The organism is Sedimentibacter sp. (assembly GCF_032080165.1).
Lineage (GTDB): Bacteria > Bacillota > Clostridia > Tissierellales > Sedimentibacteraceae > Sedimentibacter.
The window spans coordinates 93,761-110,122 of the sequence record NZ_DAMASY010000012.1 but is presented as its reverse complement, the minus strand read 5'-3'; the positions used below and the strand labels follow the sequence as shown (position 1 = coordinate 110,122).

General features: G+C 33.8%; 17 protein-coding genes. 13 read left to right on the top strand and 4 right to left on the bottom strand.

The annotated features are described in order from the left end of the window. Positions 1 to 2,140: S-layer homology domain-containing protein (locus RT412_RS14900; protein WP_313342818.1), on the top strand; the 2,140-nt coding region annotated here is incomplete at its 5' end. A 55-nt stretch (positions 2,141 to 2,195) separates the two neighbouring features. Here RT412_RS14900 and RT412_RS14895 read toward each other — a convergent pair. Then, on the bottom strand, positions 2,196 to 2,468 hold the full coding sequence (locus RT412_RS14895; RefSeq protein WP_313342816.1) for a Txe/YoeB family addiction module toxin: 273 nt from the start codon (positions 2,466 to 2,468) through the stop codon (positions 2,196 to 2,198). Continuing rightward, on the bottom strand, positions 2,462 to 2,701 hold the full coding sequence (locus RT412_RS14890; protein ID WP_313163697.1) for a type II toxin-antitoxin system Phd/YefM family antitoxin: 240 nt from the start codon (positions 2,699 to 2,701) through the stop codon (positions 2,462 to 2,464). The genes RT412_RS14895 and RT412_RS14890 overlap by 7 nt, the downstream gene beginning before the upstream one ends. Positions 2,702 to 3,066: 365 nt before the next feature. Between RT412_RS14890 and RT412_RS14885 the strand changes: the two genes are divergently transcribed. The 4 genes from RT412_RS14885 to RT412_RS14870 all read left to right on the top strand — a co-directional run bounded on the left by RT412_RS14885 (position 3,067) and on the right by RT412_RS14870 (position 5,897). Continuing rightward, a complete protein-coding gene (locus RT412_RS14885; RefSeq protein WP_313342813.1) occupies positions 3,067 to 3,957 on the top strand; it encodes a sigma-E processing peptidase SpoIIGA in 891 nt (296 codons plus the stop codon). Then, entirely contained in the window at positions 3,935 to 4,657 is a 723-nt protein-coding gene (gene sigE / locus RT412_RS14880) for an RNA polymerase sporulation sigma factor SigE (RefSeq protein ID WP_313342811.1), read from the top strand. The genes RT412_RS14885 and sigE overlap by 23 nt, the downstream gene beginning before the upstream one ends. Before the next feature lie 61 nt (positions 4,658 to 4,718). Then, on the top strand, positions 4,719 to 5,492 hold the full coding sequence (sigG, locus tag RT412_RS14875) for an RNA polymerase sporulation sigma factor SigG (protein WP_313342808.1): 774 nt from the start codon (positions 4,719 to 4,721) through the stop codon (positions 5,490 to 5,492). Positions 5,493 to 5,624: 132 nt separating this feature from the next. Then, on the top strand, positions 5,625 to 5,897 hold the full coding sequence (locus tag RT412_RS14870; protein WP_313342807.1) for a YlmC/YmxH family sporulation protein: 273 nt from the start codon (positions 5,625 to 5,627) through the stop codon (positions 5,895 to 5,897). Here the strand turns inward: RT412_RS14870 and RT412_RS14865 are convergent. Next, on the bottom strand, positions 5,894 to 7,045 hold the full coding sequence (locus RT412_RS14865; RefSeq protein WP_313342805.1) for a 1-deoxy-D-xylulose-5-phosphate reductoisomerase: 1,152 nt from the start codon (positions 7,043 to 7,045) through the stop codon (positions 5,894 to 5,896). The genes RT412_RS14870 and RT412_RS14865 overlap by 4 nt on opposite strands. A 433-nt stretch (positions 7,046 to 7,478) precedes the next feature. On the opposite strand from RT412_RS14865, the gene thrC reads away from it, so the two are divergent. The 4 genes from thrC to RT412_RS14845 are packed head-to-tail and all read left to right on the top strand — an operon-like array spanning position 7,479 to position 11,533. Next, on the top strand, positions 7,479 to 8,957 hold the full coding sequence (gene thrC / locus RT412_RS14860) for a threonine synthase (protein ID WP_313342803.1): 1,479 nt from the start codon (positions 7,479 to 7,481) through the stop codon (positions 8,955 to 8,957). A 23-nt stretch (positions 8,958 to 8,980) separates the two neighbouring features. Continuing rightward, a complete protein-coding gene (gene thrB / locus RT412_RS14855; protein WP_313342947.1) occupies positions 8,981 to 9,853 on the top strand; it encodes a homoserine kinase in 873 nt (290 codons plus the stop codon). Positions 9,854 to 9,871: 18 nt separating this feature from the next. Further along, positions 9,872 to 10,309 carry an ACT domain-containing protein gene (locus RT412_RS14850; RefSeq protein ID WP_313342801.1) on the top strand — a complete coding sequence of 146 codons (438 nt, stop codon included), beginning with the start codon at positions 9,872 to 9,874 and terminating at the stop codon, positions 10,307 to 10,309. Positions 10,310 to 10,312: 3 nt separating this feature from the next. Beyond that, positions 10,313 to 11,533: a patatin-like phospholipase family protein gene (locus RT412_RS14845; protein ID WP_313342799.1), complete on the top strand. Its 1,221-nt coding sequence runs from the start codon at positions 10,313 to 10,315 to the stop codon at positions 11,531 to 11,533. Between the two features lie 90 nt (positions 11,534 to 11,623). On the opposite strand, the gene RT412_RS14840 is transcribed toward RT412_RS14845, so the two are convergent. After that, positions 11,624 to 13,033, bottom strand: a complete 1,410-nt coding sequence (locus RT412_RS14840) for an N-acetylmuramoyl-L-alanine amidase (RefSeq protein WP_313342796.1) — start codon at positions 13,031 to 13,033, stop codon at positions 11,624 to 11,626. A gap of 153 nt (positions 13,034 to 13,186) precedes the next feature. Here RT412_RS14840 and cysS point away from each other — a divergent pair, with 153 nt between their 5' ends. From cysS to RT412_RS14820, 4 genes are read left to right on the top strand one after another with little or no spacing between them, the layout of a single operon-like run. Next, positions 13,187 to 14,608, top strand: coding sequence for a cysteine--tRNA ligase (gene cysS, locus RT412_RS14835; RefSeq protein WP_313342793.1), 1,422 nt, complete (start codon positions 13,187 to 13,189; stop codon positions 14,606 to 14,608). After that, positions 14,590 to 15,066 carry a ribonuclease III domain-containing protein gene (locus RT412_RS14830; protein WP_313342791.1) on the top strand — a complete coding sequence of 159 codons (477 nt, stop codon included), beginning with the start codon at positions 14,590 to 14,592 and terminating at the stop codon, positions 15,064 to 15,066. Before cysS ends, RT412_RS14830 begins: the two co-directional genes overlap by 19 nt. Next, the gene (gene rlmB / locus RT412_RS14825; RefSeq protein ID WP_313342788.1) at positions 15,053 to 15,781 is read left to right on the top strand and encodes a 23S rRNA (guanosine(2251)-2'-O)-methyltransferase RlmB; all 729 of its coding nucleotides are present in this window, start codon (positions 15,053 to 15,055) and stop codon (positions 15,779 to 15,781) included. Before RT412_RS14830 ends, rlmB begins: the two co-directional genes overlap by 14 nt. A 1-nt stretch (position 15,782) precedes the next feature. Then, positions 15,783 to 16,301: an NYN domain-containing protein gene (locus RT412_RS14820; RefSeq protein WP_313342785.1), complete on the top strand. Its 519-nt coding sequence runs from the start codon at positions 15,783 to 15,785 to the stop codon at positions 16,299 to 16,301. Positions 16,302 to 16,362: the final 61 nt, after the last annotated feature.

Below are 16,362 nucleotides of genomic sequence, written 5' to 3'. Positions count from 1 at the left end.
GAACATAGATGGTTATAAATTAAATAATACGCCAAGCGTGACAATAACCTCAGGTGCAAATGTAATGGTAGTAGAATATGTAAAAGACACATACAATTACAGCATAGAATACTACTATAACGGAGTTAAAGATGATTCGAAAACTGAGACAGGACTTACGGCAGAATTCGGAGAAACAATAACAACCTATCCTGACAAGAACATAGATGGTTATAAATTAAATAATACGCCAAGCGTGACAATAACCTCAGGTACAAATGTGATGGTAGTACAATATGTAAAAGATAGCAGTGCTACAATAGAACTTAATGTTCGCAAGTTCTGGTACGACAGTGAAACTCCATCTCAGATACCACAATTAACAGCTTTCTCATCAATGAGACCGGAAAATATAACCGTTCATTTGCTTGATAAAGAGGGCATTAAAGTTGATTCGACAACAATAAGTCTTGATGAAAATTGGTTTGGAACATTTATTGTACCGATGTATGGTCCGGATAATGAGGAGATTAATTATTCAGAACATACAATAGAAGAAGAACTTCCCGACAACTATATCTATAAATTTGAAAACTATGGAAATGATGGTTTTGAATTATATAATATAGAGGTTATGAATGTACCTGTAACAAAAGAATGGTACGGTTCTGTAGGAGATGAGGTTACAATAGTATTGTTGGATTCTGAAGGAGAACCAACAGATTACACCTTAACCCTAAATGAAAATAATGATTGGACAGATTCATTTAAATTACCTAAATTTGAAGTTGGTGAAGCTTGGTGGGATTTTACGGAAATTGATTATTCTGATTACAACATTGATGAAGTATCTGTGGTTGGATATAGTGTAGAGATTTCCGGGAATGTAAATGAAGGTGGATTTGTAGTTACCAACACAGCCGATACAGTAAATTACACTGTTAATTATCTGGAATTGGGAACTGATTTGCCGGTAGCAGATTCAGTAACCAAGTCAGGAATCTATGGCACTGAAGTAACAGAATATGCAATAGATGTTGAAGAATATAATAAGGTTGGTCAAACTGAAAAAGTTATAACCTTAGGTTTAAATGAAAACTCTATTACTTTCTATTACTCAAAACAAGGAGTTATAGATGAATCTGATTTCTATGAAATTAACTGGATGTACGAAACAGGTTATAATACTAATACCTATAACAAGAGATATGGAGAAGATGGCGAAGGATCTGTAACAGAAAGTGACATTGCCAACTATGTACAGCTGCATTATGATTCCGGTTACACATACGTAAGAAGAGTTATTAATCAAGATACTGTAGAGGTAATTGAAGTTATAGACGTTACTTCAGGTTCAGCAATAACAGGATCAGCTGTTACAGGTACAGGCGTTAAATTAGTGACAACTACAATTGTAAATTTATATTATGACAGAAACAGACCTAGCAGACCTGGCAGACCGAATCCTCCGGTAATCATCGAAGATTCTGAAATTCCGTTAGCTGACCTTGAGAAAGATGATCACTTTGCTTACGTAATAGGTTATCCGGATGGAGAAGTTAAGCCGATGGGTATGATTACAAGAGAAGAAGTGGCTATGATATTCTATAGATTGCTGACTGATGAGAGCAGGAACGAGTGGTTGAGTGATGCGAATTCATTTACTGACATTACAGCAGACAGATGGTCAAACAGAGCTATATCAACATTGTACAATGCGGGCATAATCAAAGGATATCCGGATGGAACGTTCAGACCGTCAGATCCTATATCAAGAGCAGAATTTGCAACTATTGCAGCTAAGTTCGACATGCTTGAACTGCAAGATACAACTAAATTCACAGACATATTCGATCATTGGGCAGAGAAGTATATTACCTCTTCTGAAATCAAGGGATGGATTAAAGGTTATCCTGATTTCACTTTCAAACCTGAGCAAGATATTACAAGAGCTGAGGCAATGACATTGATTAACAATGTATTGGAAAGAGCGGTTCCTGAAGAAAACATACATCCTGACGCAATGTTCTGGCCGGATATGACAAGTGATGACTGGTATTATGAAGCTGTAATGGAAGCTACAAACAGTCACGATTACATTTACGAGGAAGACGGAGATGAACTTTGGACCGGCATGAAAGCCAACAAGGTATGGCCGTAAATATCATAGAAAACTGAATAATAGTGAGGCAGAGCTGAAAGCTCTGCCTCGTTGTCTATTCGTAGTGTGACCACATGCTCACTATAATTACTGTTTTTTCATCTTCAACAACACGGTAAACAAGTCTGTGCTGACGGTTAATTCGTCTTGAATACAAGCCGTTCATATTGCCGAGCAGTTTTTCATAGGGCGGGGGGTTTTGAAACGGATTGTTTTTAATGACCTCCAGTAGTTTGTCGGTTTTTGATTTCAGTGCAGTGACGGATTTTATTTTTTCCTTGTCCTTTTCTGCCGATTTGAGTATAACAATTTTATAATTGCCTACCATTCGAATTCCACACAATCCTTGGTTTCTGCGTTTGCACCTTCAATCAGCCTTTCTTTCATTCCGGGAATAGAAGTAAGGTATAAGGTTTCCAGCAGCCCGTTGTAATCATCCTCGCTGATTACTATAACATTGCCTTTTTTTGTATTTACATTGATAACGTCATTGAAATCAATAGCCATGTCCAAATAGTTAAATAGGTTTTTTCTAAAATTTGTTGCATTGGTATTTGTCATTTTGATTTACCTCCTTACATGTACATTATATGGTACGCTTTGGATTTTGTCAACATTGATGTACGTTATTATGTGCACTTTATTTGTATTTTATTTAAAGAACCGTAGCAGAAGAATGGAGATTCTTCGCTGACGTTAAGAATGATAATAGGGGGCAGCACGACTTAAGGTTATTGAAAAAAGTAAAAATATGAATGAAATGATAGAAAAAATTAAGTAATAAAAATATATTTTTGCTATATGATAGTGCATGACCATATACATAAAGTCGTGCTTTTTTTTATTTTTGGAGACATGAATTGACAAAATATTTTTAAATTGTCACTTATAATTGATAACATAGCTTAACAGCTTCGGGGGTGGAGATGGTTTATTATGTTGAATATGTCTTCGCTGAAAATTTTATTATTGATTTTATCTTGTTATTTATCACAGGTAAGCTGCTAAAGAAAAGTATTGTTTACAAAAGATTAATTGCTGCTTCGGCAGTTGGTGCATTATATGTTATAGCAACTGCATATTCAGGCAAAGATTTTATGACTTACTTTATAGTAAAATTCAGTGTTTCTGTATTAATGCTTATGATTGCTTTTGATTGTAAGGGAATACTTGCTAATATAAGAATTATCATTTGTTTTTATATTACTTCTTTGATAATGGTCGGAATAATTACCGGACTATATTATTTTACTTATGACAGAGTTACCGTAAATGCAATTGTTATATCACTTTTCACGGGATACGTAGCATTAAGTTTCTTTTTTAAGGAAATAAATTTAAGGCAGGAAAAAAGTAATTACATGAGGACAGTGACTATCAGGTTGTCAGACAGAAGTAAGTCAATTAACGGTTTCATTGATACGGGAAATGCGCTGATCGAGCCATTGACCGGAAAGCCGGTGATTGTTGTAAATATACAATGCATTAAAAATATTTTAGGGGATGAATTGTATAACAGTGTTTTAAGCTTTTACAACAAAGAAAAAAGCTATGAGGAAATTTTAAGTAATCACAGCGATATTAATCTGAAGATAATAAGGTTTAATACAATCAGCTCAAACGGTGAAATGATGGTTTGTATTACGCCTGATGATATTGAGATAATGGATAATGTCAATAAAAAAATTACAGCAGATGCAATTATTGGATTGTATCCGAAAAAAATCAGTCAAAAGGAGGATTACGACGCTTTATTGTTTAATAAAATACTTGAATGGGAGTTGGAACAAAATAATGAGCTTGTTAAATCATGTTAAAAAATTTTTTAGAAATTTATTTAACTTTATAATAGATAAGCTGGGATTTGCAGAAGATATTTTTTATATAGGCGGAAGTGATACTCTTCCCGCACCTCTGTCCCAGGAAGAAGAAAAGGAAATAATAAATAAATTAAAGGATTCGGATGAAGCCAAGACAATTCTGATTGAACATAACTTGCGTTTGGTAGTTTATCTTGCAAAAAAATTTGAATCCACAGGAATTAATGTTGAGGACCTAATATCAATAGGAACAATTGGACTTATAAAAGCGGTTAATACATTTAAAGCGGAAAAAAATATCAAGCTTGCAACATATGCTTCCAAATGTATTGAAAATGAAATTTTAATGCATTTAAGACGTGTGGGCAAAGCAAAGGCAGAAATATCATTAGATGAACCGTTAAATATCGATTGGGACGGAAATGAGCTTTTATTGTCCGATATTTTGGGTACTGAAGAAGATGTTGTTTTCAAGGATATGGAAAATGAAGTGGATTTAAATTTATTGAATGATTCAATCAAGAAATTAAACAAAAGGGAATACATGATCATGAAATTAAGATTTGGTCTTAATAATTCTAAAAGCTTCACTCAAAAGGAAGTTGCAGATATGCTTGGTATTTCCCAATCTTATATATCTCGTCTTGAAAAAAAGATACTAAATCGGCTAAAAAAGGAAATAAACAAAGCAGTATAAAAAGCAGTGCTACGGAGATAATTTTTAAGGGGGATAAATTTGTTAAAGGGGAAAAACGGCGATGATAAACAAAGTAGTTATATGTGGCGTTAATACTTCTCAATTGCCTACGATTAAAACATCAGAAATGAGAGGTATGATTCAGAAAATCCAAGAAGGCGACACGGAGCTTAGAGAACAGTTTATAAAAGGAAATTTGCGACTTGTGCTCAGCGTTATTCAAAGATTTAATTCTAAAAATGAGCCAGTTGATGATTTGTTTCAAATTGGTTGCGTAGGTCTTATAAAGGCAATTGATAATTTTGATTTGTCTTTGGACGTAAAATTTTCTACATATGCTGTACCAATGATTATCGGTGAAATCAGAAGATATCTAAGAGATAATAATTCTATCAGAGTATCAAGGTCAATGAAGGATACGGCGTATAAAGCGTTGCAAATCAGAGAACGATTAACTTCAAGCGGTTCTCAGGAACCTACTATCGCTGAGATAGCTAATGAAATTGGCGTTGATAAGGAAGAAATCATATTTGCGTTAGAGTCCATTCAGGAGCCAATATCGTTGTTCGAACCTATTTACAATGATGGCGGCGATGCACTTTATGTGGTTGACCAGGTAAAGGATGAAAAAAATATAGATGAAAAATGGATTGAAAAAATAACGTTGGAGGATAGTATCAACAATTTATCTGAAAGGGAAAAGCAAATTGTTGATATGCGTTTTTATAAAGGAAAGACTCAAATGGAGGTAGCTGAAGAAATCGGAATTTCTCAAGCACAGGTTTCGAGATTGGAGAAGTCGGCTCTTGCTCAGCTGAAAAAAGGATTTAAATAGAGGGGGATTAACAGTAAGATTCTACTGCATTTAGTATGGCAAATATGTTATTCTGAATGCAGTTTTTTTTATGTAATATTTAGCAGTGTTTGTACATAATTTATAGTATATCATATTAGGGTGGTGAGTTTTTTGACTAATTATTGGGATCTGATTGAAAAAGATGTAGTTAATATTAAAGACGGAGAAATTATGGGTAGGTTTGATGACGTGGAAATAGATACAAAAAAAGGCAAAATTATGGGATTTTATATAGAAGAAGCGAGTAGATTTATGGGTATGCTTGGAAAGTCCAAAGCAAGAAGAATTAAGTGGGAAGAAATATTAAAAATCGGGATTGATGTAATAATCGTTAATGTTGATGACGACGTAAATAATAAAGCAATAAAGGACATGTTGGATTAAACCAACATGTCCTTTATTGTGCGTTTCGCAAATTTTTCAGCTTCTAATATTGGTTCTATTGAATCAATATTTACCTGAGAGTGCTTTAGCATAACCTGTTCATTTATGTTTCCTATATCAAGGAAACTTATTTTTTTATTTAAAAACAAATCAACGCATACTTCATTTGAAGCATTTAATACTGCCGGCATCGTGCCACCCGCTTTTAAAGCATCAAAAGCCAATTTCAGGCATTTAAACACTTCCGTATCCGGCTTTTCAAAGGTTAGATTTCCTATATCCGTAAGTGATAAGCTTTTATAGCTGTTATACACACGTTCAGGATAAAACAAAGCAAATTGGATAGGAACTCTCATGTCGGGAAGACCCAGCTGTGCAATTGTTGAATGATCTATAAATTCAACTCCCGAATGTACAATACTTTGAGGGTGGACAAGAACCTCTATTTGCTCCGGCTCTATGTCAAATAAAAATTTTGCTTCGATTACCTCTAAGCCTTTATTCATTAAGGTTGCTGAATCTATAGTGATTTTTTTACCCATTGACCAATTCGGATGATTTAAAGCATCTTCTACCGTTACATTTTTTAAATATTCCGTATTTTTATTTCTGAATGGACCGCCTGAAGCAGTTAATAATATTTTATTGATTGACTTATAATCGTTTGCCATTAAACATTGGAAAATAGCACTGTGCTCGCTGTCTACAGGGATTATTTGAGAATTGTATTTTTTAGCTAAGTCCATTATGTAGTTTCCGCCCGTAACCAATGTTTCCTTGTTGGCAAGAGCAATCTTTTTATGTTTTTTTATAGCCGCAACCGTTGGTTTTAATCCTATCATACCTGATATTGCGGTTACTATTATTTCGCTTTTTTCAAATTCTGCCGCTTGTATAAGTCCTTCCATACCAAAGGTTATTTCTGTCATGCAATTTTTTGGAAGCATTTTCTTCAAAATTAGTGCTTTTTCTTCGCTCATAACTGAGCAAAGCACCGGTTCAAATTCTATTATTTGTTCTTTTAGCAGTTCTATATTATTGTTTCCGGTAATGGCACATACTTTCAAGTTTTCTGCATGTTCTCTAACAACTTCCAGTGTTTGTGTTCCTATGGAACCTGTGGAACCAAGTATACTTATGTATTTCATAGATGCTGCTCCTTTTAGTAATTCTGAGGGCTTTAGCCCGAAAGAAGCCCTAACCCTATTTTTTAGAGTGTTTTTTCTAAAAAGTAGCGGTAGGTCTTTATCAACTCATTCCAAAAATATACGACCATAGGGAGTAAATATTTTTGTGAGTGAGACTGAGAATCTTCATATAAATTCGTGTTATATATTACTATTCTACCACATTTATAACTTATTGCAATCGGTTATTGCAGTCAGATATATGTTTTATACTGTTTTTGTTTTATTTTAAAATGCGGTCAAATATTTGTCCGCGACATATGAAAACAGTATATACTAATTCGCTTCAAGGGAACTAATTTAATGCGAATTAGTATTATTTTAAAAAACACTTGTAATAATTCCGAGAACAGTATATTATATATCTATTATTAATATGGACAGCGGAGGACTTATGTTTAAGAGTTATGAGAGTACAAGAAACTCAAAATTAAAGACAACTGCTTCAAAGGCGGTATTGAAGGGTATCGCTGAAGACGGCGGTTTATTTGTTTTAAGGGACATAGATAAATGTATTGATATAGAAAACTTAAAGAGTAAAAATTACATAGAAATTGCGGAAACAGTTATCGGTTTGATGCTTGATGATATACCTAAGGATAAGATAAAGGAATGCGTTAATAAGGCATATACTAATAAATTCAGCAACGATGAAATTACTCCTGTTGTAAAGGTTGGCGATTCATTTATAACAGAATTGTTCCACGGTCCCACATCAGCATTTAAGGATGTGGCACTTTCAATACTACCGCATTTAATGACAACATCCTATGAAATGAATGATATATACGGAGAAGTTATAATTCTTACCGCAACTTCAGGGGATACTGGAAAAGCAGCTTTGGAAGGATTTAAGGATGTAAAAGGTACCAAAATTGCAGTTTTTTATCCTGAGTTAGGGGTAAGTGAGGTGCAAAAAGCTCAAATGGTAACGCAAGAGGGAGAAAATACCTACGTCTGTGCCATAAAGGGGAATTTTGATGATGCTCAAACAGGAGTAAAAAAAATATTCACCAATGAAAAGCTGATAAAAGAATTTGAAGAAAGTAATAAGATGTTTTCTTCTGCCAATTCTATAAATATAGGTAGATTAGTACCGCAAATTGTTTATTATTTTCACACATACGTTCAATTGATTGAAAAAAATGAAATCAGCATGGGAGACATGGTTAACTTTTCTGTTCCGACAGGAAACTTCGGCAATATATTGGCAGGTTACTATGCTAAAATGCTCGGTCTTCCAATTAATAAACTTTTGTGCGGCTCTAACGAAAACAATGTATTGTACGACTTTATAAAAACAGGTATTTATGACAGAAACAGAGAATTTCACAAAACCATATCACCTTCTATGGATATTCTTATTTCAAGCAACTTAGAAAGATTGCTGTATTATATGAGCAATGAAGATAATGAAGCTGTAAAAGCCATGATGGAGCAATTAAACTCTCAAGGGAAATATGAAGTATCCGTTGAAATGAAAGAAATAATCAGGCAAGAATTTTATGCGGGCTGTGTTTTTAAAGAAGATACCGAGAAAACGATCAAAGAAGTATACAATAAATACAATTATCTTCTTGATACTCATACTGCCGTTGCCTATAAAACACTTATGGACTATAAAAGGGAAACAGGGGATGAAAGTGTTAGTATAGTTTTATCAACAGCGAGCCCTTATAAGTTTTCTAAAAGTGTTTATGAGTCGTTGTTTGGAGCAAATGATAAAAATGAATTTGAAATAATGGAAGAATTATCTGAAAGAACAGGGGTTCCTATTCCTGAGAATTTAAAAGGACTCAAAAATAAAAAAGTAATTCATACAAAAGTATGCGAAGTTAATGAAATGGAAGAGTTTGTAAGGAAGATAAATTAGATATGAAGACATATGGAGATAAAATGGTAAAGGTTACTGTTCCGGCAACTACTGCCAATATAGGTCCCGGCTTTGACACATTGGGACTTGCACTTAATTTGTATAATACGTATACATTTGAAGAAATAAATGAGGGATTGGTATTTGAAGGTTGTTTGGATAGATATAAAAATAAAGAAAATTTAGTGTATCGATCTTTTGCAAAAACTGCAAAATTATTAGGTAAAAATGTCAGCGGTTTAAAAATAACTATGGATATTCATATACCGGTATCCAGAGGTCTGGGAAGCAGCTCGGCATGTATAGTAGGCGGTGTTTTTGGGGCAAATGCTTTATTACATGGGAATTTATCAAGGGATGAACTGTTTAAAATTGCTATTGAAATTGAAGGTCATCCGGACAATGTCGCACCTGCTGTATATGGCGGATTAACCGCTTCTATTGTTGAAAACGAAGTTTACTCAGTAAATTATAATATAAGTGACAAAATTAAATTTTGTGCCTTAATACCGGGTTTCGAAACTTCAACCCATGAGGCAAGAAAGATTTTGCCTTCAGAGGTTTCTTTTAAGGATGCGATTTTTAACGTTTCAAGAACTGCAGTTTTATTAAAAGCTTTAGAGGAAGGAAATTTTAAATTAATAAATGTCAGCTTAAAAGATATGCTGCATCAGCAATACAGAAAAACCTTAATACATGAATATGACGAGATTGAGAAAATCTGTATGGAAAATGGCGCGCATGCATTTTTTATCAGCGGTTCAGGTCCGACCTTAATGAATATAACCGATGATCCTGATTTTATTAAAAATATGGAAAATAGTATAAAATATTTGAAAAACAAATGGGATATGAAATTTTTAAGTGCAGATAAGTTAGGCGTAATTGTACAATAAAATTGGAGAGGTGGATATATGTTAAAAAAGTATTTAATTGTTAGTAAAAAAATATTACCGGATGTATATGACAAGGTTATTGAGGCAAGAAATTTAATTAATAACGGCAGCGTTAAAGGTATCAGCGAGGCGGTTAAAATAGTTGGAATCAGCAGAAGCACATATTATAAATATAAGGATTACGTATTTTCTCCTTCAGAAAATTCAATAGGAAGAAAAGCAGTAATTTCTATGATGCTAAGACATGAAAAAGGGATTTTGTCGAGTGTATTAAATTATATGTCGCAAGAAAATGCAAACATTCTTACTATTAATCAAAGTATTCCTATTAACGGTAAGGCGTCCGTAAATTTATCACTTGATATTTCCGACATAGAAAAACCAATTGACGATGTTATTACAGAGTTAAAAAAATTAAAGGGTGCAAGTTCTGTTAAATTATTATCTGTGGAGTAAAAAATGTACGGATTAGTATTAGAAGGCGGAGGCGCAAAGGGCGCTTATCATGTTGGAGCTTATAAGGCATTAAAAGAATTAAATATTGAAATAGGGGGAATTGCCGGTACATCTATCGGGGCCATTAATGGTGCTATGATGGTACAAGGTGATTATGACTTATTAGAAAAAATTTGGTACAGCATCAATTCTTATGAATTGTTTGATATTAATGAAAAAGCAATAGTAGATTTAAAGCATTTTAATCTTCAAGAAATTAATTTTTCTTATTTGCTTTATCAATCTAAAGAAATTTTGAATAATCGAGGCTTAGATACGTCAAAAATCCGAGTACTGTTCGATACGTATGTTGATGAAGACAAAATACGAAATTCTCCAATCGATTATGGTATAGTAACCGTAAATTTGACTGACAAAAAATCTGTGGAGCTTTATAAGGAGGATATACCTGAAGGAAAGCTTACGGATTTTTTAATAGCCAGTGCCAATCTTCCCGCTTTTAGAATAGAGGAAGTTGACGGCAAAAAATACTTAGACGGTGGTTTTTATAACAATCTTCCCATAAGCATGCTTGTTAATAAGGGCTATAAAGATATAATAGCAGTGAGAACCATGGCTGTGGGTATTGTCAGAAAAGTTAAAAATAAGGATGTAAGAATTACATATATTCAGCCGGCGGACGGAAGCTTGGGAAGTATACTTGAGGCACTTGACTTTAATCGTGAAAGAGCTGATGAACTGATAAAGCTTGGTTATTATGATACCATGAAGGTATTTAAAAAGCTGAAAGGTTTCAGGTATTATTGTATTCCTTATGAAGGAGATTTCATTGAGCTTTTGTTGAATTTCCTGATGTCTAACAAAGATAAGATTGAAATAGTCGGAAGAACCTTAGGGTTTGAAAATATCAGTATCGACCGCCTGTTTTTTGAAAAGATACTTCCAAGGCTGGAGGTTATCTTAGATATGAAGGGTAGAGCCGATTATGAGGATATTTGCATAAGGTTGACCGAAAGAATTGCGGAAAAGTTAGGAATTGAAAAATTCAATATTTATAATTCCTTGGAATTTTTTAATTTAGTTATTGATGAGTTTAGGAAACATCCTATTAAATTCACTAAAAGTATTCCTGATTTCATAAAGCATAACAAACTATTGTCTTTGGCAGTGAAGGATGACTTGATAGTGGAAGTTTTTACGGATCTGTTCATTACGATGGATTAGTGATAGACAACAAAAAAATCGGGACGCGTTGGCGTCCCTTCCTTATTCTGTTGCTAATCAATCGCTAATAAACTGCAAATCCATTGTTTATCAATTGTTGAAATAATCCACTATTCCGTTTGCTATTTTTTCTACCATTACGTTTTGAAAGCTTACGTTATGGATATTCATTTCTTCCTGAGGATTTGACATAAAGCCGATTTCGATCAAAGCGGCAGGTCTGTTTGTTTCTCTCAATACTTCAAAATTTCTGTCTAATATACCGTCTCTGTAAACACCGTTAATGGTTATTGCGTTCAAGTAAATTGCTTCTGCCAAATCATAACCGTGTGACGGGTTTTTGTACGTAATAGTGTTGTAATATGTTGAAAGTCCGAAATAGTCACTGTTGTTTAAAGAGTTATGGTGAATTGACAGGAATATGTCCACATTTAATCTGTCAGCCATTCTGCCTCTTTCTTTATTAGCTATATATGTATCGTTATTTCTTGTCATATGTACTTTTGCACCTAATGCTTCCAAAGCATTTTTTAAATTATTTGCAACTTCAAGATTTATATGCTTTTCATATTTGCCTGAAAAACTTATGGCTCCGGGGTCTTTTCCGCCATGTCCCGGGTCAAGCAGTATTACCTTCCCGGATAATGGATATACATCTTTCAGGTAATAATCATTTACCCATCCGACTATTCCGTTGTTTGCAACGACTTTGCTCCATCCGTCAACATTTTCTATAACCGTTATGGACTCTCCCTTTTTAAGAGTGGTAATGCTGTTATTGTTAACAGATGGCCCGGTTCTCAGGTTTAAATCATCTGTAGTTTTTTTATGTCCTTGATTACCTTCAGAAAAATAATTGCTATTATATGATGTGAGCCATCCTGCCACATAGCCGGTTTTTCCGTCAGGAAGCTTTATTTGAAGCCATCCGTTTTTTTCACCTGTTACCTTGTATGTATCATTTTTATTTCCTTGTGAAATTACTTTGCTGCTTGTGGATGCGTTGTCACGAATATTTATAGTGTCATATAATAATATTATTTCCTGAGAAGTATCATATTCTATATCCGTTAACCAGCTTGCTATGTAGTATTCGTCACCGCCGAATTCAATTATATGCCAGCTGTGATACGTATCAACATATTTTATCTTTTCTCCGGGATTTAACTGGCCGACAGCCTTTGAACTTGTTGTGGGCGATGTTCTTATATTGATTTTGTTATTTGTATTATTGACAACAAACCTTTGTGAAGGCACAGTAACAAAATATTTTTCTATCCATCCTGTCTTACCATTTGTTGTTTTAACATAGTACCAGTTTTGATTTTCATTTAAGATATGTAATTTAGTGCTTATTTTAAGAGTGTCGCTAATCTTGGAAGAATAATCTGCATCGTTGTACAGTGCAATGCTTGAAATATTTGTATACCCTGTTTGTGCATATGCAAAAGAAATTGAAAGGATTAATGTTAAAATGACAAAAGCTAATACTTTTTTCATACTGCCCTCCTGTGATATGTTTTTATACGCACATTATACCATTGTTCGACAAATTAACCGTTACAGTTATATTACACTTAAGTATTAAAAATAACTTGATACTATCTTTTACCTATTATATAATAATTTAAAGAATAAAGAGGAGAGATTCTTATGAAGATTTATAATACACTTTCAAGAAAGATTGAAGATTTTAAACCTATAGATGAGAATTTGGTAAAAATATATACCTGCGGACCAACTGTTTATAATTACGCTCACTTAGGTAATTTAAGGATGTACATACATGAGGATATACTTGAAAAAACATTGAGATATGTCGGGTATCCCGTTAAAAGAGTTATGAATATAACGGATGTGGGACACCTTGAATCGGATGCCGATGACGGTGAAGATAAAATGCTGAAGGGTGCTAAAAGAGAAAATAAGACCGTTTGGGAAATTGCGCAGCATTATACTGATGCATTTTTTACCGACATTGAAAAATTAAATATTAAAAAACCGGATATTGTAGCGAAAGCTACAGATTATATCAGCCAGTACATAGATTTTATAAAGACATTAGAGGAAAAGGGATATACTTATTTTGCCAACGGCAATGTATATTTCGATATAACCAAGGTTGATAATTATACGAAGCTTTCGGGGATGGATTTAGAACAATTAAAGATTGCTTCAAGAGAGGAAGTTTCTGTCGATGAAGCAAAAAAGAATCCGCAGGACTTTGTTTTATGGTTTACTAAATCAAAGTTTGAAAATCAAACAATGAAATGGGATTCTCCCTGGGGAGTAGGTTATCCGGGCTGGCATATCGAGTGCTCGGTTATCAGTTTAACCAATCTGGGAGAACAAATGGATATACACTGCGGTGGTGTTGACCATATTCCTGTTCACCATACTAATGAAATAGCACAGACTGAAAGCTATACAGGCAAGCGATGGGTTAAATATTGGTGGCATGGTGAATTTTTAATTGATAACGAAGGAAAAATGAGTAAGTCAAGCGGTGAGTTTTTAACCTTATCACTGTTGGAGAAAAAGGGATTTAATCCGCTGTCCTACAGATATTTTGTATTAAATTCTCATTACAGAAAACAATTATCATTTTCATTCGATTCACTTGCGTCTGCCGAAAATGCGTACTTAAAACTAAAAAGCAGAGTTAAAGCATTAAAAGAGAATGCTGATTTAGCCGAAATAACCGAGTTTAGTGAAGCAGCGGTTAATATTAAGGATGAATTTAAAAAATGCCTCGAAGATGATTTAAATACTGCAAATGCATTGACTGTTTTGTTCAATATGTTAAAAGCAGATGATGTTACTAATAATGAAAAGATAAAATTAATAGAAGATTTTGAACAGGTCTTGTCCTTAGACTTATTAAAAGAAGATGAGAGCAGCGACGGTGTTCGTGATGATATGGCTGAATATATTGAAGAAATGATTCAAAAAAGACAGGAAGCCAAAAAGAATAAAAATTACCAGTTAGCCGATTCTATAAGGGCGGAGCTATTAGAAAAGGGTATAATGCTAAAAGATACAAGACAGGGTGTAAATTGGAAGAGAATAAACTAAACAAAACAACAGATGAAGAATTGTTAAGAAATTTAAGCAGCATCTCAGATTCAACAAAAAATTTTTCTATGTATTCACCTGCGCAGTTGGCTTATGCAGGTGATGCTGTTTATGAGCTGTTAGTGAGGAGCTACATTATTCATAACCATGATATAAATGTAAATAAAATGCATAAGCTATCCGTAAGCTTCGTGAAAGCCAATTCTCAAGCTTATGTAATAAGTAGACTTGAGAATGATTTGACAGAAGAAGAAAAACGAATAGTTAAAAGAGGAAGAAATGCAAAAATAACATCCTCACCTAAAAATGCCGAGATGATGGAATACAGATATGCCACCGGCTTTGAGGCATTGTTTGGATACCTTTATTTAAGCAATGACATTAACAGATTGATGATTTTATTTAATAAAGCAGTTAATATAATAAACGAAAAGGATGAAAAAAATGAGGATAATTGAAGGTAGAAATCCTGTAATTGAAGCTTTAAGGAGTGAAGCAGAAATAGATACCATATTAGTAAGCAGGGATGCGACAGATGGCTCATTAAAGAGAATAATTGAGCTTGCCAAACAGAAAAATATCCTTGTGAAAAATGTTGATAAAGCTACGCTGGATAGATTAAGCGAAAATAAAAGACATCAGGGTGTCATAGCCGAAGCAATGGAGTATGAATATAAGGAAATTGATGATATTTTAAATCTCGCAAAGGAAAAAAACGAAAAGCCGTTTGTTATTATTCTCGATGAAATAACGGATGTGCATAATTTAGGGGCAATTATAAGAACAGCAGAATGTTTAGGTGTTCATGGTATTATTATACCTAAGAGACGGGCAGCTCAGGTTAACGGTGTGGTTGCTAAATCCTCCGCCGGAGCCGTTGAGTATTTACCTATTGCAAGAGTTACAAATATAAGTAATACAATTGAAGAGTTAAAACAAAAGGGTTTGTGGATATATGGTGCTCACATGGACGGCAATAATATATCGGATGAGAAATTTGATGCTCCCGTAGGCTTGGTTATAGGGAGCGAAGGTTTTGGAATCGGCAGATTAGTTAAGGAAAAATGCGACACCTTAGTTAAAATTCCCATGAAGGGCAAAGTAAATTCTTTAAATGCATCATGTGCTGCTTCTATTATAATATATGAAATCATGAAGCAAAGAGGGCTTTAAAATGGCTCGCACAAAAAAAGAATATTTGTTTGTAGATGGATACAATATTATAAATCAATGGCATTATTATAAAGAAGTTTCCGGGAACATAGAAAACTCAAGAAATAAGCTTATAGAGCTGTTAGTTGAATATCAGGCATACAGAGGCATAAAAGTAATTGTTGTTTTTGACGCACATTTAGTTAAGGGAAGCATTGAGAAAAAAGAAATAATAGCAGGTGTTGAAATTATTTATACAAAGGAACATGAAACAGCAGACAGTTATATAGAAAAACAGCTTGATAAAATAGGCAGACACGAAAGCGTACAGGTGGCGACCTCTGATTCGGCTATACAACAAATAGTAATCTCAAGAGGAGGAACACGAATATCTGCGCAGGAAATGCTTTTGGAACTTGAAAATGTGAAAAAGGATATAAGAACAAAATATGAAAAAACTCGACAAAAAGGAACAAATATTGACCAGGTTTTAGCTCCTGAAACTTTGAAAAAATTAGAAAAAATGAGAAGAAATATATAATGTCTTGACACTAATTGTAAAATTTAATATAATTTTCATACAACATTCTTAAGGATATGCA